General features: G+C 59.6%; 24 protein-coding genes and 3 pseudogenes. 16 read left to right on the top strand and 11 right to left on the bottom strand.

Features of this window, described 5'->3' with window-relative positions; genetic code table 11:
- Positions 1 to 25 precede the first annotated feature (25 nt).
- Together HGP17_RS10750 and HGP17_RS10745 are read left to right on the top strand one after the other, a co-directional pair.
- A complete protein-coding gene (locus tag HGP17_RS10750) occupies positions 26 to 220 on the top strand; it encodes a hypothetical protein (protein ID WP_168808694.1) in 195 nt (64 codons plus the stop codon).
- A gap of 1,068 nt (positions 221 to 1,288) precedes the next feature.
- A complete protein-coding gene (locus HGP17_RS10745; protein WP_168808692.1) occupies positions 1,289 to 1,687 on the top strand; it encodes a hypothetical protein in 399 nt (132 codons plus the stop codon).
- A 58-nt stretch (positions 1,688 to 1,745) separates the two neighbouring features.
- On the opposite strand, the gene HGP17_RS10740 is transcribed toward HGP17_RS10745, so the two are convergent.
- Entirely contained in the window at positions 1,746 to 2,045 is a 300-nt protein-coding gene (locus HGP17_RS10740; RefSeq protein ID WP_168808690.1) for a hypothetical protein, read from the bottom strand.
- A gap of 1,309 nt (positions 2,046 to 3,354) precedes the next feature.
- On the opposite strand from HGP17_RS10740, the gene HGP17_RS10735 reads away from it, so the two are divergent.
- Together HGP17_RS10735 and HGP17_RS10730 are read left to right on the top strand one after the other, a co-directional pair.
- Positions 3,355 to 3,768, top strand: coding sequence for a SyrB-like regulator (locus tag HGP17_RS10735; RefSeq protein ID WP_168808688.1), 414 nt, complete (start codon positions 3,355 to 3,357; stop codon positions 3,766 to 3,768).
- A gap of 162 nt (positions 3,769 to 3,930) precedes the next feature.
- Complete coding sequence (locus tag HGP17_RS10730) at positions 3,931 to 4,506, top strand: hypothetical protein (RefSeq protein ID WP_205925920.1); 576 nt, start codon at positions 3,931 to 3,933, stop codon at positions 4,504 to 4,506.
- 61 nt (positions 4,507 to 4,567) lie between these two features.
- Here the strand turns inward: HGP17_RS10730 and HGP17_RS10725 are convergent, their stop codons facing one another.
- The gene (locus HGP17_RS10725; protein ID WP_168808684.1) at positions 4,568 to 4,876 is read right to left on the bottom strand and encodes a DUF736 domain-containing protein; all 309 of its coding nucleotides are present in this window, start codon (positions 4,874 to 4,876) and stop codon (positions 4,568 to 4,570) included.
- A 416-nt stretch (positions 4,877 to 5,292) separates the two neighbouring features.
- Here HGP17_RS10725 and HGP17_RS10720 point away from each other — a divergent pair, with 416 nt between their 5' ends.
- Positions 5,293 to 5,508: a hypothetical protein gene (locus HGP17_RS10720; RefSeq protein WP_168808682.1), complete on the top strand. Its 216-nt coding sequence runs from the start codon at positions 5,293 to 5,295 to the stop codon at positions 5,506 to 5,508.
- 3 nt (positions 5,509 to 5,511) lie between these two features.
- Here the strand turns inward: HGP17_RS10720 and HGP17_RS10715 are convergent.
- A pseudogene (locus tag HGP17_RS10715) lies at positions 5,512 to 5,724 on the bottom strand (zincin-like metallopeptidase domain-containing protein); the annotation flags it as partial.
- A gap of 132 nt (positions 5,725 to 5,856) precedes the next feature.
- Here HGP17_RS10715 and HGP17_RS10710 point away from each other — a divergent pair.
- From HGP17_RS10710 to HGP17_RS10695, 4 genes are all read left to right on the top strand, one after another.
- On the top strand, positions 5,857 to 6,240 hold the full coding sequence (locus HGP17_RS10710) for a hypothetical protein (protein ID WP_168808680.1): 384 nt from the start codon (positions 5,857 to 5,859) through the stop codon (positions 6,238 to 6,240).
- Positions 6,241 to 6,355: 115 nt separating this feature from the next.
- Positions 6,356 to 6,775 (top strand): FixH family protein, encoded by a 420-nt coding sequence (locus HGP17_RS10705; RefSeq protein WP_205925919.1) that lies wholly within the window; start codon positions 6,356 to 6,358, stop codon positions 6,773 to 6,775.
- On the top strand, positions 6,772 to 8,202 hold the full coding sequence (locus HGP17_RS10700) for an efflux RND transporter periplasmic adaptor subunit (RefSeq protein WP_205925918.1): 1,431 nt from the start codon (positions 6,772 to 6,774) through the stop codon (positions 8,200 to 8,202). The genes HGP17_RS10705 and HGP17_RS10700 overlap by 4 nt, the downstream gene beginning before the upstream one ends.
- The gene (locus tag HGP17_RS10695) at positions 8,199 to 11,357 is read left to right on the top strand and encodes a CusA/CzcA family heavy metal efflux RND transporter (RefSeq protein ID WP_168808678.1); all 3,159 of its coding nucleotides are present in this window, start codon (positions 8,199 to 8,201) and stop codon (positions 11,355 to 11,357) included. Before HGP17_RS10700 ends, HGP17_RS10695 begins: the two co-directional genes overlap by 4 nt.
- Positions 11,358 to 11,459: 102 nt before the next feature.
- Here the strand turns inward: HGP17_RS10695 and HGP17_RS10690 are convergent, their stop codons facing one another.
- Entirely contained in the window at positions 11,460 to 11,963 is a 504-nt protein-coding gene (locus HGP17_RS10690; RefSeq protein WP_168808676.1) for a DUF6428 family protein, read from the bottom strand.
- A 42-nt stretch (positions 11,964 to 12,005) separates the two neighbouring features.
- Between HGP17_RS10690 and HGP17_RS10685 the strand changes: the two genes are divergently transcribed.
- The 6 genes and pseudogenes from HGP17_RS10685 to HGP17_RS10660 form a co-directional block, all read left to right on the top strand.
- On the top strand, positions 12,006 to 12,350 hold the full coding sequence (locus tag HGP17_RS10685) for a metalloregulator ArsR/SmtB family transcription factor (protein ID WP_168808674.1): 345 nt from the start codon (positions 12,006 to 12,008) through the stop codon (positions 12,348 to 12,350).
- A gap of 8 nt (positions 12,351 to 12,358) precedes the next feature.
- Positions 12,359 to 12,889 carry an arsenate reductase ArsC gene (locus tag HGP17_RS10680; RefSeq protein WP_168808672.1) on the top strand — a complete coding sequence of 177 codons (531 nt, stop codon included), beginning with the start codon at positions 12,359 to 12,361 and terminating at the stop codon, positions 12,887 to 12,889.
- Positions 12,886 to 13,581: an MIP/aquaporin family protein gene (locus HGP17_RS10675; protein WP_168809118.1), complete on the top strand. Its 696-nt coding sequence runs from the start codon at positions 12,886 to 12,888 to the stop codon at positions 13,579 to 13,581. Before HGP17_RS10680 ends, HGP17_RS10675 begins: the two co-directional genes overlap by 4 nt.
- The gene (gene arsC, locus HGP17_RS10670) at positions 13,578 to 14,000 is read left to right on the top strand and encodes an arsenate reductase (glutaredoxin) (RefSeq protein ID WP_168808670.1); all 423 of its coding nucleotides are present in this window, start codon (positions 13,578 to 13,580) and stop codon (positions 13,998 to 14,000) included. Before HGP17_RS10675 ends, arsC begins: the two co-directional genes overlap by 4 nt.
- Entirely contained in the window at positions 13,975 to 14,700 is a 726-nt protein-coding gene (gene arsH / locus HGP17_RS10665) for an arsenical resistance protein ArsH (RefSeq protein WP_168808667.1), read from the top strand. Before arsC ends, arsH begins: the two co-directional genes overlap by 26 nt.
- Positions 14,697 to 15,122, top strand: a pseudogene (locus tag HGP17_RS10660) (MFS transporter); the annotation flags it as partial. The gene arsH and the pseudogene HGP17_RS10660, both read left to right, overlap by 4 nt.
- Here HGP17_RS10660 and HGP17_RS10655 read toward each other — a convergent pair.
- The 7 genes and pseudogenes from HGP17_RS10655 to HGP17_RS10630 form a co-directional block, all read right to left on the bottom strand.
- Positions 15,111 to 15,698: a hypothetical protein gene (locus HGP17_RS10655; RefSeq protein ID WP_205925917.1), complete on the bottom strand. Its 588-nt coding sequence runs from the start codon at positions 15,696 to 15,698 to the stop codon at positions 15,111 to 15,113. The pseudogene HGP17_RS10660 and the gene HGP17_RS10655 overlap by 12 nt on opposite strands.
- A 108-nt stretch (positions 15,699 to 15,806) precedes the next feature.
- Positions 15,807 to 16,736 (bottom strand): zincin-like metallopeptidase domain-containing protein, encoded by a 930-nt coding sequence (locus HGP17_RS10650; RefSeq protein WP_246704016.1) that lies wholly within the window; start codon positions 16,734 to 16,736, stop codon positions 15,807 to 15,809.
- Positions 16,737 to 17,274: 538 nt separating this feature from the next.
- Positions 17,275 to 17,436: pseudogene (locus HGP17_RS33585) on the bottom strand (antirestriction protein ArdC); the annotation flags it as partial.
- A gap of 278 nt (positions 17,437 to 17,714) precedes the next feature.
- Positions 17,715 to 18,302, bottom strand: coding sequence for a hypothetical protein (locus tag HGP17_RS10645; protein ID WP_168808663.1), 588 nt, complete (start codon positions 18,300 to 18,302; stop codon positions 17,715 to 17,717).
- 822 nt (positions 18,303 to 19,124) lie between these two features.
- Positions 19,125 to 20,879 (bottom strand): ParB/RepB/Spo0J family partition protein, encoded by a 1,755-nt coding sequence (locus tag HGP17_RS10640; protein WP_168808661.1) that lies wholly within the window; start codon positions 20,877 to 20,879, stop codon positions 19,125 to 19,127.
- Positions 20,880 to 21,281: 402 nt separating this feature from the next.
- Positions 21,282 to 21,521: a hypothetical protein gene (locus tag HGP17_RS10635; protein ID WP_168808659.1), complete on the bottom strand. Its 240-nt coding sequence runs from the start codon at positions 21,519 to 21,521 to the stop codon at positions 21,282 to 21,284.
- A 292-nt stretch (positions 21,522 to 21,813) separates the two neighbouring features.
- Positions 21,814 to 22,638 carry a helix-turn-helix transcriptional regulator gene (locus tag HGP17_RS10630; RefSeq protein WP_168808657.1) on the bottom strand — a complete coding sequence of 275 codons (825 nt, stop codon included), beginning with the start codon at positions 22,636 to 22,638 and terminating at the stop codon, positions 21,814 to 21,816.
- A 73-nt stretch (positions 22,639 to 22,711) separates the two neighbouring features.
- Here HGP17_RS10630 and HGP17_RS10625 point away from each other — a divergent pair, with 73 nt between their 5' ends.
- Positions 22,712 to 23,647, top strand: a complete 936-nt coding sequence (locus HGP17_RS10625; protein ID WP_168808655.1) for an NmrA family NAD(P)-binding protein — start codon at positions 22,712 to 22,714, stop codon at positions 23,645 to 23,647.
- Positions 23,648 to 23,793 lie beyond the last annotated feature (146 nt).

Here is a 23,793-nt window from a genome sequence, read left to right as displayed (position 1 = left end):
GCTAACCTCAAATGGAGGACCTGCGATGAATGATGATTTTCGCTTAAAGCTCATCAAAATCAGAGAAGAGAAGATCGCTCATCTCGACGAACTGCTTGAAATGAAGATCCGAGCCACGAGCAAGAAAGAGGTCAAAGGATCTATCGATATTGACGGCATGATCATTCACGAACAAATCGCGATCGCCAGCTTGAGCGATGCGATTGCCCGTCTTACTTAGAAGCCAAATGACAGATAACAAAAGGGATGGAAATCGGATCCCGCGTCTGTCTGGTGCCTATGTCGACATGCGCAGTTTTTGCAAGCCTGATGCCTGGCGTGTCACCAGCGCCGCTCGCGAGCGGCGCTGTCTCGATGTCAATGATCATGAGGTGGATGCTGTTTTCGGTCCGGAAGGCTGTCGCTGAAGGATATTTACATCACGAAGATTTCTTCGTCCCGTGACACTGCGGGTTAAGCAGGAGCCGCCTGATCCGCCGTACACCGAATCCATAAAGTGCTGTACCAGATGGTCCGGCGAGAATTCCGAAAAGCGAAGGTGATAGTAACGGGAATTTTTCTCGGTCACTGGAGCTTTTCGAATACTTGTAGCGTTTATGCCCGCAAACGAGCGCTTACGGAGGTTGGAAAGGTGTTGGCTGTGAATGAGGATTTCCCTCACATCGAACCGGAATGGAAAAGTGCTGTCGCCGTTATTGCTGTGGCACTAACCGCGCTATCTCTTATCGCGGCCTCGTTCTGGTTGTTCTAGCGAGCCGGTATTGTCAACAGCATCGCCGACTGCGATTTCAGCCACACCTATGAGATCGACGGCTCCGATGAGTGCAATTCGCTAGCTTTTCTCGCCAACACACCGTCGCACATTGCGCGCATCGAAGATTTCGATCTTCGCGATAGTTGTACCTAGGCATTCGTCGCGTTGACTATGCAGAGCTAGTCCAACGAAGACAGCATTGGCAATTGGTGAGATCTTGCGGCAATAACGTTCGAACTTGGGTGTCTGCGCCTTGGGCTTGCGGCTGTTGTCGATAGGCTCGATGCCATCAAGGAGATCAAGATGAGTAGCCAACTGCAAGCAGAGCCACTTGAGGGACTGCTAGAACGTCGATCTGCTATTGGCGGAGCGTGATTGATCGAGACGATAGTGTATCCCCGCGACAGCTGCCTGAATATTCGCGACAATGAACCTCTTGGCACGCCGATCGGCGGCAAATCGGCGCTGCTGCATTACTTTCGATGGATCTAATAGCTGATTTCCCATAAGGTCTCGCGAAAGCCGGAGATCAAAATGGACGACTTAAGAGAAGATTTAAAAGACCAACGCGCTGCACTCGAATTTTTTATCGAGCAGGCGAAGCGCCACCTGTCCGAATTGGAATCCGGTTTGGTGAAAATCACCCCAGGTGGTGGACATAAATTCCCCGATGAAGTTCGCCAGATTATCCAGCTCACCCAGCTCTACGTCGATCATTTCGCATCGGAAATTGATACCCTTAATGAGACCATCGTTTTGATCGGCCATCAACTCGAGCACATCGATAGCGATAACGATGGCATCTATCGCTCGTTTAGAAAAACCGAAGCCTTTCGGCGGCTCCGGCGCATGTACAGCGCAACGTCGCAACCGCGCTCTCATTTGACCATTGTCAAAGACACAAGCGGCTATGATACAAACGACACAGACTGAGGTCGACCTTCTTCATCGAGGAGATGCGCTCGTCCTTCATTGGCGCCAACTTCAGCGACTAGGTTGCCGCGCCAGATGGGCGCGAAAATTCATAAGCCGCCTTTAGCTTGGAGCGCTGGATGCTGGACATATCACGGCTGAACTCGTTTAAGGCCAACAATAACCCAATTTTGGTCAGTTGTTCGGAACGAACGATGCCGCAGTGAAACAATGCAATCAACTGCGCCGCAAAACCTTCTTTGCTATATTCGTTCTCATCGAACCAGGTTTGGCTTACGGCCGTATTGAAGACCTTTCGCACCTTATCTAAATCGGTAGGTAGCATTGCGCCCTTGGAAAGTCGCTGTAAACGCTCCATTGGATTTTTTTCCGATCCTAGTTGCTAGCACGATGAATGGGGCGGTCCCCATCGATCCGCAAAGCCTTAAGAAGCGCAGCCTTTTCCACTCGACCACCAACATCGCCAGTGGTGATTGGCCTGAATACGGTTTGAGTCTTCTCTTTGATAGGGCAACCGAACCGCTTTGAATATCGTGCCATATTCACAGCCCCATACGGAACGCGTGGAGACTTGTGCTAACAACTGCACTCGTAACAGCTGCGAGGACGGAAGTTTCGATGAGGAACCGAGTAAAACGCAAGGGACTATACTTAAGAACAGCATTTTTCATTTTTGAGTCCTTGTTATAATTATTTTCCAATAAGGACGTAGACTACCACATTTTTTTAGAAAAACTTCATAAATTTTCACGAATATTGATTTAGCGCTGAATCATAAAAAAATCTCTCGGCGAATGTCAGGGTTACGGACAATCTTGGCAAGGATGGAACGGCGCCTGCCGGTGGTGCTGCGGTATTTTGCGAGCTGGTACATCACGGGTTTTGTGACGATTGCGTTTCACTGCGGGTATGAAGAGCAAACCGGAAAGGACGAATGTCCCGGAGGAGCGGAGCGAAAGGCATGAGGGCAACTGTATGATGCGCAAGGAGCGATAGGGGAGAAACCTTCTGGCGTCATCAGGTTGGGGACGCGCCATTGCTTATGTCTATGAAATAAATTCGACCGAAGTCCTTCGACAGTTCGTGACCGTCCCAACGGGTTTGGGCCGCTATTCACAATGGGCAACCGCGTCGATGGAATTCATCCATCTCGGCGACCGCCAGCGCCAATTCTGCCTGCGCCAGATCGAGTTGGCTTCCATCTGGCGGCGTCCAAAAGTTCGATAGCGTTATACATCTCGGCACGAAGCTCGTCTATTTCGCACTCGAGTACGCAGGCCATCATCAGCTCTTTTATGTGAAAGACGATCAGTGCCGCCGTGCAGGAAATAATCACGTCAAGGATCGCAAAGCGACCAGCAGCGCCGGGGCGCCGCTTTTGTGTTGACGGCTTGGCTGCCCACTCGCAATTGAGGTACCTCGTTCTTGACGGCGGCAGGCCTGTCGGCATCATCGGCGGTACTGCGCGAGTTTTCTATTTCCCTATGGCACCAAAGAGCTGGACCTGGTTCGATGCCTGATCCGCCTCTGATTACCCGGTGGGGGCGATGGCTCCGCCAATGGAGGCCCTTATTAACGCCGAATACATGCGAAAATTCCGATTTCCGCATTGACTTTAAGTAACGACGAATCAAAAGCTTGCTAGCCTGACAGAGGAGAGACGCTAAATGGCCGACGAAACCACGATTGAGACAACTGCGACGACCGAAGCGCCGGCCGCAGCACCCGCTGTAAAGAAGACCCGCAAGCCGCGGACGCCGAAAACTGCCGCTGAAGCGACCACCGTCGATGCTGCCGTTGCGCCTGTCGAAAAGCCGGCCAAGAAGACGCGTGCCAAGCGCGGATCCAAAGTGGTTCCGGTGAAGGCTGAAAAGCCCGCTGCCGCACCGAGGGCGCCAGCGACTCGCGCGCCCCGTGCTGCTCCTGCTGCTTCCTCTCCGGTCGCGACCTCTGTTGACGTCCTCGACGATATCGCCGATCTCATCAAGCTCGAGGAAGAGAATAAGCAGCTTCGCAAGGAGCTCTCGGAAAAGCTGCGCGCAGAGAATGCGGATCTACGCAAGCGCCTTGGGAAGGACTGAATTCCCGTTTTCCGCGGCGCCACGCATTGCTATGCGATGGCGCCGTCAATGTTTCCTATGATTGCGCGTGGATCAATGCGATCTTGGTGGCAATGAATGACTGCGGCGAGGTCGCCGCCGCCATGCTTGAGGATGACTATGATGAGAACACCATGGAGATTTGTGGCTGACCTGGTGTCGCGTAAACCGAAATCAGATAGCCATGACGACAATCCCACAGCCGCGCCGACCATTGCTCTCGAAGACAAGTCTGCACCCCAAGAAGAACAACCTTCCCACGACACGACGGCAGTCGACCGCTCAATTGAGTCCGGTTCCGAGGCGCAAGTCGAGACAAACCTGCTCGAACCAGACGCTGTTGCGCCTGCCAGCGAGACAGAGGCAGAAGTTGCGGAAGCCCCTGCAGCCGCGGGCAGTATAGAAAAATCCGCCGCCCCTACCACCTCGCAACAGTCTGAGGAAGGCGCATCCGCGCGAATGCAGAGCGAAGCTGCCGAAACACTGGTGAAGCGAGCCCCGGCACGTCGGAAAAACGTTAATCCAATCGCGGAGCCTGTGGCTCCCGCCATCCAAACCGGCGAATTCGTCCCTGCCCTCGCCACCGCCCAGAAATCCTTCGCGGATGAAATGGCCGATCTGGAAGAGGAGGTCGTTGCGCTCAGGCGCCAGCTTGCGAAGAAGCTCAATGAGCAAAACGCGCAATTGCGAAAGATGCTCGCCAGGTTCGACGGGCGCTAATTGCACGCCGCCGTTCCGACAGGGGAAAGGCTCCGCCGGTGGCGGAGCCTCATAATCCTTATCAGTCCCGGTTCGGGCGGGACCAGATGAGCTGGAGGCCATCCTCGCCTTCGACCTCAGCGAGCGTTGCGTAGATCGGAGCCGGGAAGCTCGGATCGTCCAGCTTGACCGAGAGGTAGTCACGGCCCTGCTCGGATGTCTTCTGCCAGGCGGCACCCAGTTCTACGCTACCCGCGTAGACGCGGAACTGTGGGCCTTTGTCTGAGGGATTGTCCACCCGGGCGATGCGAGCCTTGACGTTGAGGGCGAGAGTGCGAATGGAGCCGGTGAAGCCGTTTTCGGTGGAGGTGAAGGTACCGATGGTTGCCATTGTCGTATTCCTTTTCTGATGTTCGGGCCGCGCCCATCGCGGCCTCGATGGCTGTCGAACAGACCGGTGACGATCGGACCGCACCCAGCAGGGCCGCAATGAAATGGAGGGCGGCAGATTTCAGATTTGTTAGCGGGCGAGGAGGAGGGCGAAGCCTTCCGGGGTAAGAAATCTGAGGCTGTCGTTGCGGTAAGAGGATCGAGGCGCAGCCGGTCGCCGGTCAGACATGCCTCATCGAGCTCGCAGATGGGTTGCCTGAGACTTCGATGGGAAGGAATATGGCAATGGCGCTCCGCCGCATTCGCCCTGGCCACAAAGGGCACCCTACGCAACGCTCACGCGGACCGGGGTCGTTGCGCGCCGCAGCCGGCGACACGCGTTCCCGCCAATACTTGCCCGCTTGCCGATTGCGCCCGATGGGATATCGTCGCGCTGGCGAAGCGCTGCCTGGAGGAGCGGCGCGTCCGCAGACCAAGCCGTTCATCATCGAAGGCAAACCGTCCGGCGAACCCAAGCTCGACACTGCAAAGCCCTCGATCTGGGGAAGGTTTGATGATGACATCGCGCAAGCTATGGAGAACCAAAGGGACAAGGATCACGCGGCCGCCACTGGTGGTGACGACCACGCTTGAGCGTCAGGCCGCCGCTTTCACATCCGCTGCCGGCTGTTGGGAATGTAAGAAGCTCACGGCGCGTTGCGCATGGGCTGCCGTCTGAAAGATCGCCCGCTTGTCGTTGGCCAGCACCGAAAGCCACGACTGCAGATAAGATGCGTGATCCGGACGCGGCTCGGGCTCCGGTGCGATACCGAGATCGGCGCAGAGAATGCAACGTCCGAGTTCCGCGATATGTCTTGACAGTCTAGCCCTATCTTGAATTTCTCCTCGTGGGCAAGCCGACATGATCTGGTGGCATACGTCGGCCAACACGTTTGTGTGACCTACTTTCAAAACGATTGGCCTGAAGGTAAGTTCGCGAGCATGAAGTGCGCTCTCGCCATTCGTCGATTGTTTTTGCTTGTCGCCATGCTCGCGGTCGTCGTCGGCCCGATGAGCCTTGGGCTGGCGAGCAGCGCGATGGCGTTTTCGGGTGCGATGACGATGGAGGCGATGGCTAGCGCGATGCCGAGCATGCATTTGGCGGAAGAGATGCCATGCTGCCCGGAAAAGCATCCTGCCAAGATCGACTGTGGCAAGGGATGCCCGGTGGCCCTCGTCTGCACGACCTCGCTCCTGGCCCATGCACCTGACAGCCGCGACTGGTCGTTCGTCATTTCCTGGCAGACCCACCGCTATGATATCCTGCCGACATCGCAATTGATGTCCGCACTCGTCGACCCTCCGGCCCGACCTCCGAAAGCCTGATCTCCAACCATTTTTGAAACATGCCTGCGGATGATGCGGAACGCGAAGGGCGCGTCCACGCAGATCCAATGGCAATCAATTTTGACCCGAGGACGCGATCAAGACATCCGTCCCGATGAGATCGAACATCATGAACAAGACTTCTCTTTCCGCAGGAGCGATGCTCCTTTCCGGCTTACTGATCATCGGCTCCGCCACCGTGACCCTCGCCGCCTCGCAGGACTACGAATTCGAGCCCGTCTCGACCGACGTCAAACAAGGTCAGGGATCGCTGGTCTCGGTCCGCCTGATCGACAAACGAACGGGCAAGCCCGTCACTGATGCCGTCATCTTCACTACCCGCATGGACATGGCTCCCGAGGGCATGGAAATGATGACGACCCCGGTCGAGGCGGCGACCTCGACGGAGCCTGGTGTCTATGCCTTCAAGACCGACTTCACCATGGCGGGCGGCTGGCGCTTCAAGCTTGCCGCCAAGGTGCAGGGCGAACCCGACACCGTCCAGGGCGAACTCGTCGTGAAGGCAGCACCTTGAACACGCCATCACGTGTGGCAGCCACGCTCTCCCTCGCCGTATTGCTCGGCGGGGGAGGCTATTGGGCTGGCACGAACGATCTTGGCAGGTGGCTCGGTCTTCACGTCGTCGAACAGGCTCTCGCCACGCCTGCAACTTCCGTGATCGCCCCAACGGGCGCGATCATCTACTACCGCCATCCGGACGGACTTCCGAAGTTCTCCGCCACGCCGACGAATGCAGATGACGGGAGACCATACGTCGCCGTGCACGCAAGCGAGGAGGTGAACTTCGCCGATGCCGCGCCAAAGCCGTCCGAGACCATGGCTTCGAAGGAAACTACCTCCGACAAGGGCAAACTTCTCTACTACCGGAATCCGATGGGCCTTCCGGATACATCCAAGGTGCCGAAGAAGGACTCTATGGGCATGGATTACATCCCTGTCTACGAGGGTGAGCAGTCCGATGCCTCGACGGTAAAGGTCTCGCTCGGTAAGCTGCAACGAACGGGCGTGAAGACGGCCACGGCCGAGATGGCCAGCATCAGCCGCAAAATCCAGGTGCCGGGGACCGTCACCCTGGACGAGCGTCTCGTCAGCATCATCTCGATGCGCACGGATTCATTCGTCGACGACGTCGCCGGTGTCACCACAGGCGATCACATCCGCAGGGGCGAGAAGCTCTTCCGCTTCTATTCCAGGGAGATCGCGACCGCGGCGTCGGAATACGCTGCCGGCAGGAGCGATGCGCATGGCAATGGCGATAGCGGCTCAGCGCTGCGGCTGAGGAACCTCGGCGTGCCGCAGGAGATCATAGATGGGATCGGGAACACCCGTCAGGTGCCACCAAGCGTCACCTATGTCGCGCCGCGCGACGGCATTGTGCTCGAACGCATGGCGACAACAGGCATGATGGCCAAGCCCGGCGACGTGCTGTTCCGGATTGCCGATATCTCCAACGTCTGGGTGATGGCCGACGTGCCGGAATATGACCTGGCTTCGGTCAGAAACGGGGCCGAGGTCAACGTGACCGTCAGGAGCCTTCCCGGAAAGTCGTTCAAGGGCGTGGTCGACCTGATCTATCCCGAAGTCGACATGCAGACACGCACGACCAAGGTCCGCATCGAGCTCCCCAATCCTGATGGCGTGCTACTTTCCAACATGTATGCGGATGTCGAGATCGAGGCAGGCGCACCGAACCCGGTCGTCGCTGTCCCCAACAGCGCCATCGTCGACACGGGCGACCGCCAGGTCGTCTTCATCGACAAGGGCGACGGAAAGTTCGAGCCTAAGGATGTCAAGCTTGGCGTGCGTGGCGACGACAGCACGGAAATCCGACAGGGCGTTGCCGCTGGCGACGAAGTGGTCGTGTCGGCCAACTTCCTCCTCGACGCCGAGAGCAATCTGAACTCGGCGCTGAGCGCCATGACCGAGGAGGCCAAGCCATGATCTCGCGCCTCATCTCCTGGTCGGCTCACAATCTGGTGCTGATCTTCGTCGGTGCGGCGCTCGCGGTCGCCGGCGGCATCTACGCCCTGCGTTCCCTGCCGCTCGACGCCATTCCCGACCTGTCAGACGTACAGGTCATCGTCTACACCGAATATCCCGGCCAGGCCCCGCAGGTGGTCGAGGACCAGGTGACCTATCCGCTGACGACGTCGATGCTCACAGTGCCGAAGTCGAAGGTCGTGCGCGGCTTCTCGTTCTTTGGGGTTTCCTTCGTCTACGTGATCTTCGACGACGGCACCGATCCCTACTGGGCCCGAAGCCGTGTGCTCGAATATCTGAATGCTGCTCAGAGCCGTCTGCCGCAGGGTGTCACGCCGACGCTCGGGCCTGATGCCACAGGGGTCGGCTGGGTTTATGAATATGCAGTCGTTGCCAAGCAACTGTCGCTTGCCGAACTGCGCTCGCTGCAGGATTGGGTCGTCCGGTTTGCCGTCTCCAAGGCGGAAGGCGTGTCCGAGGTCGCCAGCGTCGGCGGCTTCGTCAAGCAGTATTCCATCGTCGTCGATCCGGCCCGGCTGAAGGCGCAGGGCGTGTCGCTCAATGATGTCGCCAATGCCGTCCGCGCCAGCAATACCGACGCTGGTGGCCGTACGGTCGAATTGTCGGAATTCGAGTTCATGGTCCGCGGCCGCGGTTATCTCGAGGGCATCCCGGATATAGAGAACATCGTCCTGAAGAGCCAGAACGGCGTGCCGCTGAAGCTCAGCGACGTCGCAAGGGTCGAGCTGGTTCCGGACGAACGACGTGGGATCACCGAGCTCAACGGCGAAGGCGAAGTCGCCAGCGGCATCGTGCTGCAGCGCTTCGGGGCCAACGCTCTTGATGTCATCGACAATGCCAAGAACAGCCTCGACTCCATCAAGAGCAGCCTTCCGGCAGGCACGGAAATCGTTCCGGTCTATGACCGCTCGACCCTGATCGAATCCGCCATCGAAACCCTAAAGGGCACATTGTTCGAGGAATCGATCGTCGTCGCTCTGGTGACGATTGCCTTCCTGCTGCATGTACGCAGCGCGCTGGTCGCCATCATCATGTTGCCGGTCGGCATCCTGATGGCTTTCATCGCCATGAAGCTGCTCGGCCTCGGGGCCAATATCATGAGCCTCGGCGGCATTGCCATCGCCATCGGCGCGATGATCGACGCGGCGATCGTCATGATCGAGAACGCCCACAAGCATCTGGAACGGGCGCCGCCCGACAAGCCGCGCGTGGAAATCCTGGTCGAGGCAGCCAGCGAAGTCGGTCCGACCCTGTTCTTCAGCCTGCTGATCATCACCGTGTCCTTCCTGCCGATCTTCACGCTGGAATCGCAGGAGGGGCGCCTGTTCGGGCCGCTCGCCTTCACCAAAACCTTCTCGATGGCGGCGGCGGCACTGCTGTCGGTGACGTTGGTGCCCGCCTTGATGGTCGTCTTCGTCCGGGGGCATATCGTGCCTGAACAGAAGAACCCGGTGAACCGTGTTCTGATCTGGCTCTATCGCCCAATCATCTCCGGCGTTCTCAGGGTCAAGTCGCTGACGATCCTGGCTGCTATCGCCATCCTGGCGGTGACGATCTGGCCCGCCCAGCACATCGGCAGCGAGTTCATGCCCAATCTCGATGAGGGCACGCTGATGTACATGCCGACCACCTTGCCCGGCATCTCCATCACCAAGGCGGCCGAGCTGATGCAGACGCAGGACCGGATCATCAAGTCCTTCCCCGAAGTCCAGAGCGTCTTCGGCAAGGCTGGACGCGCCCTGACCGCCACGGACCCGGCACCAACGGAGATGTTCGAGACGATCATCACCCTGAAACCGAAGTCGGCGTGGAGACCGGGCGTCACGATCGACAGCCTCAAGCAGGAGATGGATGCGGCACTGCAGTTTCCCGGCGTGTCCAACGCCTGGACCATGCCGATCCGCGGCCGCATCGACATGCTGTCGACCGGGATCAGGACACCGGTCGGGGTCAAGGTCTACGGCACCGATCTCGGCGAGATGGAGAAGATCGCCCGACAGATCGAGACCGTGTTGAAGACCATTGCCGGAACGTCCAGCGCCTACGCCGAGCGCGTGATCGGCGGCTACTACCTCGACATCGTTCCAGACCGCACGGCACTCGGCCGCTACGGGCTGACCATCAACGATGTTCAGGATGTCGTCGGGATGGCGCTCGGCTCCGAAGTCGTCACCCAGACGGTGGAAGGCCGAGAGCGGTACGGCGTGGCCATCCGATATCCCCGCGCATCCCGAAGCAATCCGCAATCCATCGCGAGGGATGTGCTGATATCGCTGCCAGGTGGCGGGACGGTGCCTCTCGGAGAAGTCGCCGATGTCAAGCTGACCCGCGGTGCAACGACCATTCGCACCGAGAATGGACAGCTGGCCGTTTATATCTACGTCGATATCGCCAATCGCGATCTCGGTGGCTATGTGGCCGAAGCCCAGCAGGCGGTCGCAAAGAGCGTGACGATGCCTCCCGGCTATTCCGTCGCCTGGAGCGGCCAGTTCGAATATCTCGAACGGGCCGAAGCACGGCTTTCCGTCGTCGTTCCCCTGACGCTGGCGCTGATCTTCCTGCTGCTCTACCTGAACTTCAAGGCGCTGACGGAGACCGTCATCGTCATGCTGTCGCTGCCCTTCGCGCTCGTCGGCGGCATCTGGCTGATGTGGTGGATGGGCTTCAACGCCTCGGTGGCGGTCGCAGTCGGCTTCATCGCACTTGCGGGCGTGGCGGCCGAGACCGGGGTGATCATGCTGATCTATCTCGACCACGCAATGAAGGAGCAGCGCGAAGCCTGCGACCGGGAGGGACGTGACTTCTCGAAACTGGATCTTAACCGGGCGATCATGGTCGGCGCCGTCGAGCGCGTGCGGCCGAAGATGATGACGGTCGTCGCCATCATGGCTGGCCTCGTTCCGATCCTGTGGCGAACAGGCACGGGATCGGAGATCATGCAGCGCATCGCCGTGCCGATGATTGGTGGAATGGTGTCTTCCACGTTGCTGACGCTGATCGTCATACCGGCGGTCTACGGGCTAGTGAAGGGGTGGCGGCTGCCAGCAGTATCGGTAGCCGAGGATGAAGAGCGCAGTCTGCAAGCTGCTGAGTGAGTGAGATTGCTGGCCGGAGTTGTCAGGTAGCTCCGGCCAGGCTTGTCAGGACCTGCTATTGCGACTTCCGTCGATGTGGCCTTAACCGCAGCAGGTGTCCTTTCAATCCGACGGGCCACAGCACGATTGACTCTGTGCCCGCTGCTCTGCGACCCACCGATCGTGCGGTTTGCAGCTTGCCAGTCGCGGTGAGAGCTCGACGTGCACGGCGGCACCACGCAGCGTTGGCATTGCCGCGCAATAGAGCTGCATCGGCTTGACGCCATCGCTGACTTCAAAGGTCAGCTTGGCAGAGTCATCGAGCTTCACGTGCTCGGTGACCTTGCGAATGATCGCGTAGAACTTGCCGGCGGGCATATGTGTGCGGTCATCTTCGTCGATGTCCCAGAGCTGGATGAACATCTCGGACCAGGCCTCGGAATTGGCGCCGCAGTCGAGCGCTGAAAACTGCCCCGCCTTCGCCTCGGTGCCGTGATACCCAGGCTTCACCGGCCGTCCGTCGTAGTTGAAAACCAACGGAGAATCTTTGGCGGCTGCGAGCACTTTCATGCGGTCTCCGAGGGTGATGTCGTCCTTCTGCATTTTGCTGTTGTCGATCGCGTTCATCTGCTGTAATCGTCGTTTCAATGCTTCAAGGAATATTGAAATATGGATGAACGTCAAGCCCTCATCGCATTTGGTGCGCTATCGCAGGAAACTCGCCTGCAGGTTATCCGAATGCTCGTAGTCGCTGGCCCCGATGGCATGGCCGCCGGCGTGATCGCGGAGAAGGCCGAGGTGTCGCCGTCGAACGTCTCCTTCCATCTGAAGGAACTCGAACGCTCCGGCCTGATCGCGCAACAGCGGGAATCGCGCTCGATCATTTACACGGCAAACTATGAGGCGCTCGGCGGCCTTGTCCGCTTCCTGATGGAGGACTGCTGCTCTGGACACCCGGAGATCTGCGCACCGGCCGATGAAGTTGCCGCGTGCTGCACCCCTAAAACGGAGTAGAAACTGCAATGACCACTGACCGCACCTACAATGTGCTCTTTCTCTGCACGGGCAATTCCGCCCGTTCGATTCTGGCGGAGTCCATCCTGAATGTGGAAGGCAAAGGCCGCTTCAAGGCTTATTCAGCCGGCAGCCACCCAAAGGGCGAGGTCAACCCGCATGCCCTGAAAGAGCTCGAATCCCTTGGGTACCCGTCGACGGGCTTTCGCTCGAAGAGCTGGGACGAGTTCGCCCGGCCGGGCGCACCGGAAATGGACTTTATCTTCACAGTTTGCGACAGCGCCGCTGGCGAGGCATGTCCGGTTTGGCCCGGCCATCCAATAACCGCGCACTGGGGTATCGAAGACCCCGCAATCGTCGAAGGCAGCGAGATGGACAAAAGCCGCGCCTTCGTGCAAGCGGCTCGATACCTCAAGAACCGGATCATATCGTTAATCAACCTGCCGATCGCTTCGATCAACAAGCTGACGCTGGAAGCGCAGCTGCGTCAGATCGGCTCGATGGAAGGCGCCAGCATCAAGCGGCCAAAGGCGAGCTGATGGGTCTCGATCTGCCGCGCCGGCTTGTCGCCGAAGGACTTGGTACCGCCATGCTGGTCGCGACCGTCGTTGGATCGGGGATCATGGCTACATCGCTGACCCAGGACGTCGGACTGGCGCTGCTCGGCAATACGCTCGCGACGGGCGCGATCATTGTGGTGTTGATCACCGTGCTCGGGCCGATCTCCGGTGCTCACTTCAATCCGGCCGTGTCGCTGATCTTCACGCTATCCCGATCCCTGCCGAAGCGCGACCTTGGCGGATATGTGATTGCGCAGATCATCGGTGGCGGTATCGGGACGATCGTTGCGCATCTGATGTTCGACCTGCCGGTGATCGAGCTTTCGAGCAAGGTTCGCAGCGGCGGCGCGCAATGGTTCTCCGAAGGCATCGCGACCTTCGGGTTGGTGGCTACGATCCTCGCTGGTATCCGCTTCGAGCAAAAGGCAGTTCCCTGGCTGGTCGGGCTCTACATCACTGCGGCCTACTGGTTCACGTCGTCGACCTCGTTCGCCAATCCAGCCGTGGCGCTTGCCCGGTCGCTGACCGACACCTTCTCCGGAATCCGCCCGATCGACCTTCCAGGTTTCTGGTTGGCGGAGATTGTCGGCGCGGTCGCGGCCCTCTTTCTCTTCAATTGGCTGCTCCGGCCCGGTTCCTCATCAACAGTCTCATCGGAAGCAAAGCTATGAACGTCACGATCTATCATAACCCGGACTGCGGCACGTCCCGTAACACGCTGGCGATGATCCAGAACGCCGGCATTAAGCCGGAAGTAATCGAATATCTGAAAACCCCGCCAAGCCGAGAGCAACTTGTCAAAATGATCGCCGACGCAGGGCTGACCGTGCGTCGGGCGATCCGCGAAAAGGGGACGCCCTATCCGGAGCTCGGCCTCGACAATCCTGATCTGACGGACGATCAACTGCTTGAGGCGATGCTGAAGGACCCGATCCTGATCAACCGGCCCTTCGTCGTCACACCGCTCGGCACCCGCCTGTCGCGGCCGTCGGAGGTGGTGCTGGACATCCTACCTAACACCCACGGGGGACCATTCACTAAGGAAGACGGCGAGAAAGTGCTCGATGTCGAGGGCAAGCGCATTGTCTGATCTGCCTGCAGTATCGCCGGAGCATCTGCGTCAACCGGATCTGGCGGCGCTTCGGCGGCCGTTCTCGACGCATAAGCCGCGTATCCTGATCCTCTACGGCTCGCTGCGCACCGTCTCCTATAGCCGCTTCCTCGCTCAAGAGGCCGGACGCCTGCTCGAACACTTCGGCTGCGAGGTGAAGATCTATAATCCGGCAGGTTTGCCGCTCCCTGACGACGCGCCGGTCTCCCATCCCAAGGTGCAGGAACTGCGCGACCTATCGGCGTGGTCGGAAGGCCAGCTCTGGGTGAGCCCCGAACGCCACGGCGCGATGACCGGCGTGATGAAGGCGCAGATCGACTGGATTCCGCTGTCCGTTGGAGCGGTACGACCGACACAGGGAAAGACGCTCGCCGTCATGCAGGTGTCTGGCGGTTCCCAGTCCTTCAATGCACTGGGTCAGATGCGTATCCTCGGCCGCTGGATGCGGATGATCACCATTCCGAACCAGTCGTCGGTGGCAAAGGCTTTCCAGGAATTCGATGCGGACGGCCGGATGAAGCCGTCTTCCTATTATGACCGTGTCGTCGATGTCTGCGAGGAATTGGCGAAGTTCACCTGGCTTACGCGCGACGCGTCCAGCTACCTCACCGACCGCTATAGCGAGCGGAAGGAACAAGCCGAAAAACTGGAACAGCGCGTGAGCCTCAAATCCATATGACGACGATCACCACCGACCGACCGCCTGTCGCTGCAATCCTCGCCCTCGGTCTCACAGAGATCATCGGTTGCGGATCGCTTTATTACAACTTCAGTATCCTCGCACCCAGCATGGCGCATGATCTGGATTGGTCGTAGGAATGGATTTTTGGTGCGTTTCCGGCCGCTCTCCTGATCGGTGGTCTTGCCGCACCGACGATGGGAAAATGGATCGACCGCTTTTGCGCCGGCCGCGTCATGACAGCCGGCTCTGCGATCGCCGCCGCGGCTCTCGTCGCCTGTGCGTTTGCGCCCGGAAAGGTTCCCTTTGTTGCGGCGCTGATCGCAATCGAGACGGCTTCCAATCTGGTGCAATATGGAGCGGCCTTCGCATTGCTCGTGCAGATCAACCCCAAGGTCGCTATTCGCCGGTTAGCGCACCTGCTTGACCGATCGCATGATAGCCTCGGCCAAGCTGAGACCTAAGCCCATATCCAGGCAAAGCTTGAAGAGCTCCTCCGGGGCTTCGGCAATGTCGAGACGATATCTGCGCGTCAGATCACGCGCCGCCTTGCCGATTGGAATGATCTCACTCGACAAGACCCATTCGGGGTTGCCGACCTTCTTCTCGAATTCCTTGACGACAGCGTCGGGGAGTTCTGCGCCGAACAGAAAATAGCGCAGATGCTCCAGAAAATGAGGATGCGTATAAATGTCAGGGCCAGTGCAGCCGTTCCGCTCAAACAGGCCTTTGCGGGAACCTTTGATGCTCCCGGACCGACGGTTTGCGTCGTTCCAGTAGCTGAGGCGAACGTCGGGAATAGCCCGTCGAGCGCTAAGCAATTTGAGAAGCGCGAGGATCGGCTCCTGATTGGCGAGACATGCTGCGCATCCTTCGTCGTGATTCTGATGACGGTAACGTAGGTCGACCTTCGAAAAAGCTAACTTTCTCCTCGGTAAGCTCGATGTGGTACTTCTCCATAGGCGCAACTTAGAGTTCTTGATTCTAGCCGTCAGCATCACCGGAGCCTGCAACTGACGATAGGCGCTCCTCGGAGATAAGTCGGATTTCCAAGAAGCGATTGCCAAAGGAGGGCAACGCTCTCCTTCCTGCTGTGCTCATGTCGATCAGGCAGCTATCGTATTGCTGTCAGGCTGCTGCGCATGCATCCAGTCGGCCGCCTGTTGGGCCTTGCTGGCTGCAGTAAAAATTGCCTTGGGGTCGTCCTTCAGCACCTCGAGCCAAGAGGCGACGTAGGCGGCGTGATCTGGACGCGGATGATGGGCAATACCAAGATCAGCCAGGACAAGCCCGCTCAGGATCTCCACGCAGCACTCTTCGGCGGCGTAGGCGGCCGATCCGAAGCGACCGGAGAGATCACGATCGAGTCGGGTCTTGGCGCCACTGGCGTGCCCGTTCTCGTGCAGCCAGACACCATAGAATGATGCAGGGTCTCTAAACGACGCGAAGGGTGGCATGAAAACGGTGTCTGCAGAGGGTTGATAATACGCCTCTGAACCACCGAACATCGTCTTGACGTGCAGATTGGCAATGAACGCCTCGGCATGTGCAAGACGTTCGCTCTCCGGCAATACCGGAACCGGCGACCGCTCGTAACCGTCGACCTGCGCGATGTTGAAGACCGAAAATGCGCGGGCCAACATGCGTCGATGCCCGTCCTCATCCGTGGCGTCAGCATCGGCCTGCCGAGAGGTCGCCATCTCTCTCCACAGAACGACTGTCGTGGAGCGTTCCCCCTCGCGTACCCGGGCCCCAGCCTCCTGCCATTGTTTATAGGTGCCCCAGAGACCGTCACTGTGCCCCGCAGCGAAGCCGGCAGCCCAAAGCGCCAGCGTGTTAATGCCACGATACCGCTTGCCAGAGGCGATGTTGGTTGGACGGGCGATACTTGCCCCGTCGTGGAACCACGGCGCCCGCCATTCGCCCGTACCCTGTTCGATCGCGACAATGATCTCGGCGGTGACGCGGGAATAGACATCTGCGCGGGCTAACGACGCGGAACTTTGCACAACGCGTGCTTTGTGAGGCCCTCCCATTCCCTCAATCGGACGCCGACGCCCAGCCTTCCCATTGTTCTTTCCTCTAGCTTCCCGGGAATTTTTTACTCTCTCTGGTCTCGTCATAATCGTTGCTCCTTCTACGCCGGGCCTGTCCCAGCGTCGGAGCAGCGTTTTGCAATGCCTCAGACGCGGCTGCGCACTCGCAGAGCCGAAGCGCAAGCGGAGGACGGCGATCAGCCGTTGCGCCGATGCGGCGGGCATTGCGCGCTCCGATCCCGCTGGACGGCTACCGGCGCACCGGAACCATATCCTCCGCTCGGCCACCCGATGCAATTCGCTTCTTGTCTATGCCGCTTAGGACCAGCGAAACTCGTTCGAGATGCTGCTGCAAGGCGCTCCGTTGGAGCGACGACAGCCGTTTCTCCTTCAAAAGATCCCTGTGGCTTCGTCCGAGGTTCGGGCCCAGCCGCTCGATGCCTGGCTGTGATGCTCGTGTTTGGGACAAAGAGTCAGCTGGCAAACGGCGTTCAAGGGACGTTTGGCGTCGCTCACCTGCTTCAGGCAGGCGGCCGCAGGGCAGACCGTTGTGACGCATCGGCCGTGAGATACGGCCATCGGTGTTGGCGGCGCCCCATAGCTTCATCCGTAGACGAACGCCACTCTCCAGATCCTCTACGATCCGATCGGTGATCCGCGTGTAAACGTGTGCCCGACCCGCATCTGATTTCTTTGTCATGACTCGTCTCTCCTTTTCTGAGGACCGCGCCGATCGCGGTCCGTCACGGGGGACGTTCAAAGCCTGGGGCCGCTGGTATGACCATCTACCGAAGGCCGCAACAGCGTGGAGGACGGCAAAGCCGTTGCATGGGCGCTCGGCTCCTGCAGGACTGCCAAGCGGGACGCGTCGCGATAGGCGCGTCTCCAGTTTCCTTTCCGGCATGAGAAAAGGCCGGCGCTGTAAGCACCGGCCTTGGACCGGGAAAAGAAGACGGGGACCGATCCCCGCCAAGTGCGTCACCCGAGTGCCGCCAACTGAGCCTCGGCAGCCTTGCGGTCGAGCGATGCGCCGGGGTTTTCGACCGGCCGGTCGAATGGCTTCCAGGCCTCGCCGACGACCTGCTCGTAGGCTGCCACCGCACCCTCGGCTGCCATGCGCAGCGCATGGGACTGGATACCCATGTCGGCCGCGAATTCCCGCTTGCGCTGGGCGGCGCTGTCATAACCGACCGGACCGTCTAGATCTTCATCGCGCGTGTCGTTCGGCACCTTGGCAGTTGCGTCGCGCGCTTCGGTCACGGCGCGGGAGTAGAACTGCCCGGCACCTTGCGCCGATCCGACGAAGGCCCCGACGATGCGCTGCAGGTGGATTTGCATGGCTCTTTCGCCCAAACCTTCGGAGAGGCTGTCGGCGGTCTCGACGATAAGTCGCTCATGCAGGCTGCGGATGCCCTCGCTGTCGACGACCGTGATGCCAAAGCTTTCGGCGATCTTAAGTGCCTGGGAGGCATCGGGGCATGAAAGGCGGACCATTTCGAGAGTTGCTCCTTTGCGGAGTTGGGAGACCCGTGCATTGGAGCGGTTATGAGTTGCGGGCTTGGCCATGTCTGTTCCTTCCTTGGCTGGCGAAGCGGTTCCGGCCCGTGCCGGTCTGCCCTTCGATGCGGACGACCAGAACCGGCAAAGGACGGGTGGCTTCACAGGTCCGATCCGGCTGAACCAGCAGGGCAGGCTTGCGGGCCAGCAGGTTTCGACCTGCTTAGGCCCGCGAGCTTGCCCTCGCGCAGGGAGGCGGGGTCGGCCGCCACGCGGCGCGACTGCGGCCTTGAAATGCCCGGCCGCCGGTTCAGACCGCAGCGAACAAGAAGGGCAGTCCGGCAGGGGCCGATCTCTGTGTCGCGCGGGAAGGAACAAAGATGGACGAGGCTGCCATACCGATGACGTCGAAGCACCGCAAGCGCACGGGCAGCACCCTGTTCAACGGTCTGCCTATGTCGCCTGATAATGTACAGGTCCATCGTCGAGGTGCCGTCGTTCACCGATGACCAACCCTTGCATGGCCTACCTGCAAGCGATCATGTCGAGTTCGACCCAACGCTCCAAGGCGAGCCGCTCAACGAGCTCCAGATCGCAAGCACAGGCTCTGATCGGCGACGCGCCCGACTGTGGCCTTGCACCGCCGTCGCCTGCCTTCCCGCGCGCCGTAATGTGCCGACGCTAACGTTCCTGATGCCGTGGGCCTCTCGTCGGATGCCGATTGCTTTCACCAGCGGTTCTGCAGCGCGGATGTCGATCATCGCCCATTCCCAAGCTTCGCCAGCCGAGGAAGGAGGACGGCCCGTTGACGGATAGGCCGTCCGCTCCGGCCGAACACTCCACCCCCAAAATTGGGGGTGGGTATTGCCATGTTCGACGGAGTGACGGCGGTCACGCTGCATCCCTCTGATCGATGCCGGCGGCGTCCTCTTCGTCGTCCGGAAGATCTGCATCCTGTAGATCGTCCTGACCCACTGCCCCGTCGAAGTGACGGTCCTGATCCTCTGCTGGGTCGTCAACATGATCGCTGGCGTCCCCTTGCGAGGTCGCGTCGACAATCTCCTTGACGGAACTCGCCCGGATCCAATCGAGAAACTCGTCGGCTGGCGGTGCGAAGCGCGCCGAAGCATGGACGAAATGCTCGTTCGCAAAGTGCTCGACGAGCGCCGCACGGGTTTCACGAACCTTGGGCCGCGGCTGCACAGATACCTCGGCACACGATGCTTCCAGCGCCTGGCGGGACAGGCACAAGAGGAACTCCTCCGAACCCATATTCGGCAGGTGTCGGTCGGCACCGATCGCCTCGCCGGCGATGCGCGACACCAGTCCACTGTTCGACATGCCGCGGCGGCACGACAGAACATCGATCAGCACCGAGCGAACGGCGACCCGCAGCGTGCCCTGGTCGAAGGCGAGCTTGCCATGCTCGTCGAACAGGGCCACCGCATGGCGCGAGAAGCGCTTGCCCCCATAGAACGCGCCATCTGCACCGGAATCAACGCGGACGTTCTGCCCGGCGAATGCCAGCACCAGCAGCGCCATTAGCATGTCATCCTCGATCGGGGCCCGACCGAGCGCATCATGCAGGGCATCCGTGCGGAAATCTCCGATCATGTCGTGGCCTTTCTGGGTCACGTCAGGGCGAACCTTCGGCAACGCAATCGCATCGCCATCGCTACCTGCGGAGAATCCGTCACCATCTGGGCCCTTCGGCCTGGACGCTTCGGGCATGCGATAATGCACGGTCTGCACCTTGCCGTCGCGATCGAGGTAGAGCGCCGTGTGATCGGACTTGGACGGCTTGCCATAGACTTGGGTCGCCTTCTTCGGCAGCTCGGGCTGGCCCCAGGTGTTAACCTCGACGATCGCCCCGCGCTTCGGCAGGTTCGACGTCATCCACTCGTGCTGTGCGCCGAGATAGCCTTCGACATTGGTGGTGTAGCGGCTGTCCTGATCGGCCGGCGCGAACAGATCCTCGACCCATTCGATACCGTAGGCCTCGCGCAGATCGTCGCCGAAACTGGCGTCCTTGGCATACATGCGCTTCTTGGTCAGGGCATTGGCCATCGACCACCAGGCGGCGGTGTCGCCCTTCTTCGGCTTATGCGCCTTCCAGACCTCCTTCTGCTCAACCTGACCGGCCGCGGCGATGATCCGCAAGTGCTGCTCTGACGGCATGTCGCCCAGCGCCATCTGCTCAAGCATCGCCGGCAGGACATTGGCAAGCAGACGCAGCTTGCGAATCTGACGAACGGGAAGCGCCAGCGCGACCGCAATCGCCTCCTCGGTCCAGCCGAGAGCAACAAGACGTTCGATGCCGCGCCACTGATCCACGGGATTGAGCGCCTCTCGAACCGAGTTCTCGACCATCGAGCGCAAGGCACCGTTGTCGTTGGCAGCATCTGCGACAAGGATTTCGATTTCTTCAAGGCCAGCCGCAATCGCCAGTCGCACGCGTCGATGCCCCGCGTTGATGACATAGCCGTTTCCACCGCCGGTGTCCGGCGCGACGACCGGTGGCTGGACAATGCCGACGGCCTTGATCGTCGCGAGCATCAGCGCATCGGCCTGCGGCGACGACTTCGTCTGACGCATCCGGTCGGGATTTTCCTTGAGCGCGCGTGGGTCAACCTTCATGAGCTGCATGATGTCTATCCTTTCGGGAGGTTCCGGACCGGCACCTTGCCGGCCTTCTTGTCTTCTTCTTTTCTCGAAGACACCTTCCGGACCGCCGAGCGGCCGGACTGCCGCAACTGCGGCCGAGCATCCCTGTCGGGATGTTCAAGCGGGGCTGCCAGCCCTGCGAAGGACAAGCGGCCGGGATGACGCAGGCGGCGATTGAGCGAGAGCGTCGGCAGGCGGACCGATCTGCGACGGGTTCATCCCTTCCCGCTCTTTTCAATCCTTACGTATCAATTCGTGTCGAATCTCGAGGACGAGAGATGCTGGCCGCGGCCATACCGGGAGGATGGGATCAGGCTCGACGTCCCAGAGGAGAACAGGCCATCGGCGAGCATGCGTCACGATCAGTTTCCGGCTCCGGTGCGACTAAGGCAGTTCGGAGGCAGTCACAGCAGCAGCTGATGGACTGACGCCTTCGGAAGGTGAGACCGGTAGCGGCTGTTCGACCACTGCGGCGACAACGACGTGCGTGACCGTCGTTTCATCCGATTTTACCGAAACAGCGACCTGTCCTCCAGAGCGGAGGCGGCCGACACCCATTTGAGCGGCCTCCCGCTCATCTTGAGCTTCGATCAGCGATGTCTGCGTCACCAGAAAAAATGCCATGCGTCCCTGCTATGTGATTTACTGCAGATCTCATCCACCAAGCGGTTGCGGTCAAGACGTAGCACCTCTTTCAGCGGACACTTCCGATAAGACAGCGTTCGACCCGTGAGGGGAGCGCCTACTTCTCTATCCCGGACAATATCAAACGCCGCGGCGATTATAACGAGCAGTACACCGTCTCCATCGGGAAGTAATGGTCAGATACTGTGGACGAATAGCAATTTGAAATCTTGATCTACGGTCAGAGCCGATCGATTGGGCCAGAGCCGCCGAGACTGCGGATGACAACGTCTCACACGTGCTCGGCGCTCAAAAGCCGACCGGCAAAGTAGCGCGATGGCGTGGTCCCGAGGGCCTTCTTGAACATGACGATGAAAGCGGTGGTGGACTCATACCCCAGGTCGCCCGCCACCTGTTGGACTGTCGCGCCGCCGGCAAGTTGCCGCAGGGAGATGACCAGATGGAGCTGACGCCGCCAACGGCCGAAGCTCAATCCTGTCTCCTGGACCATAAGCCTCTTTAATGTTCGCTCACTGACGGCGACATGCTCCGCCCATTGGCCAAGGGTACGGCGGTCGCTCGGGTCTGCTAAAAGCGCCGCAGCGATCGAGGCAATCTTTGGATGGCCGGATACTGGCAGCTCCAGCCTCTCACGCGGCATTACCGCGAGCTCATCAAGCATGACTCGCATCAGGCGATCGACATGAGCGTCGCGCCCACCCCGTTCTGGCAGGTCCGCCAACCGATGGATCATCTCGCGAAGCATCGGTGATATCGAAAGCGTGCAACATTCAGCTGGAAGCTCGGCTGCGCCAGGTTCGACGAACAGGTATGTCAGACGAGCATTGGACGTAACCTGATTGTTGTGCGGAACGCCGCCGGGCACCCAAAGTCCGCAGTCAGGCGGAACGATCCAAACCCCGCTTTCCGCCGTGCACGTCACCGCGCCATGGAGCGCCAGGATCAGTTGACCTTGCGGGTGCTGGTGCTGCACCCCCTCGGCTTCATAATCGGCGAAATCCACTCTAAACGCCATCGCCGGCCCATGCGACAGGCTCAGATCTATGGCGGTACTGCAGGTGGGCTTTATCAACGGTTGGCCTGATTTCGAGATCATATGGCATTATCTCCACTTTTGCCCACCAATCAATCCTTTAAGAATCGGCTCAGCAAACTGTAGGAGATGAGCCATGCGCATTGCTGTGGTTGGGGCGACCGGCAGGATCGGTGCCAGACTTACCGGGAACCTCTTGGCAAAGGGCCATTCAGTCAGAGCTCTTTCGAGAGGGGGCCCCGCCCTCGAAGCACTTGTCGCGAAAGGGGCAGAACGGTTCCTTGGCAGCTTCGACACGGGCGATGGTGAGCTTGGCAGGTTCTTCGAAGATGTCGACGCCGCATTCCTGATGGTCAAAACCCTATGGGCGGCGGAGGACTTCCATGGCCACTACCCTGCGGTCGCGCTACGGTTTTTCGACGCACTTCGAGATTCGCCGGTGAAATTTGCCGTGAGCCTGTCTGGAATGGGGTCCGAGCTCGACGGAAACACCGGCCATTTCCAGGGCTTCCATATCCTGGACCAGATCCTCAACCGACTGCGCGACATCAATCTGGTGCACCTGCAGGCTGGCTGGTTCATGGAGGATCTGTCCAGGTGGGCGGATGCGATCGCGCAGCACGACAGGATCGGTTTTACGCTTGCTCCCGAGGTCAAAGCCCCTTGGGTTTCCATTCATGACCTCGCGGATTTCGCGGCGAAGGCGTTCGACACGCCGACTGACGAGCACCGGTCAGTAAAGCAACTGGGTACCGATTACACGATGAGCGAGATCGCCACGATGATTGGCCGCGCGCTTGGCAGAGAGGTGGATTATCGTTTTGTCGACATGCGTAATCGCGAAGTCGAATCGGTATTTCGGGAGAGGTTTGGGACGCTCGATCGGTGGGTCTATGACAAGAACACCGCGGCGGCTCTTAACGATGGGCGGGTCAAATTCCACGATGATCGTCCGGTGCTGCCCACGACCATGGAAGGCTTTATCAAGGACAGCCTCGGACCGTTGATCGAGAAGGCGCGGACGGGCGGCGCCAAACCAGAGAGCTTTTTGACGTGGTGCTCTCGAGGATAATTGCTGAGTCAACTGGGCAATGCCGTCTCGGCATAGGTCGCTTGGATCGTGCGATAAACGCGGACTGACAATAAAAAATGGGCCTGCGGAAACCGCGGCCCATGAAGTGTGGAGATCTGAAACCTCCAGAGGGGAACAGCTGCTGC

This window comes from Rhizobium sp. P38BS-XIX, assembly GCF_012641435.1.
Lineage (GTDB): Bacteria > Pseudomonadota > Alphaproteobacteria > Rhizobiales > Rhizobiaceae > Rhizobium.
This window is presented reverse-complemented; position numbering and strand designations above follow the sequence as displayed.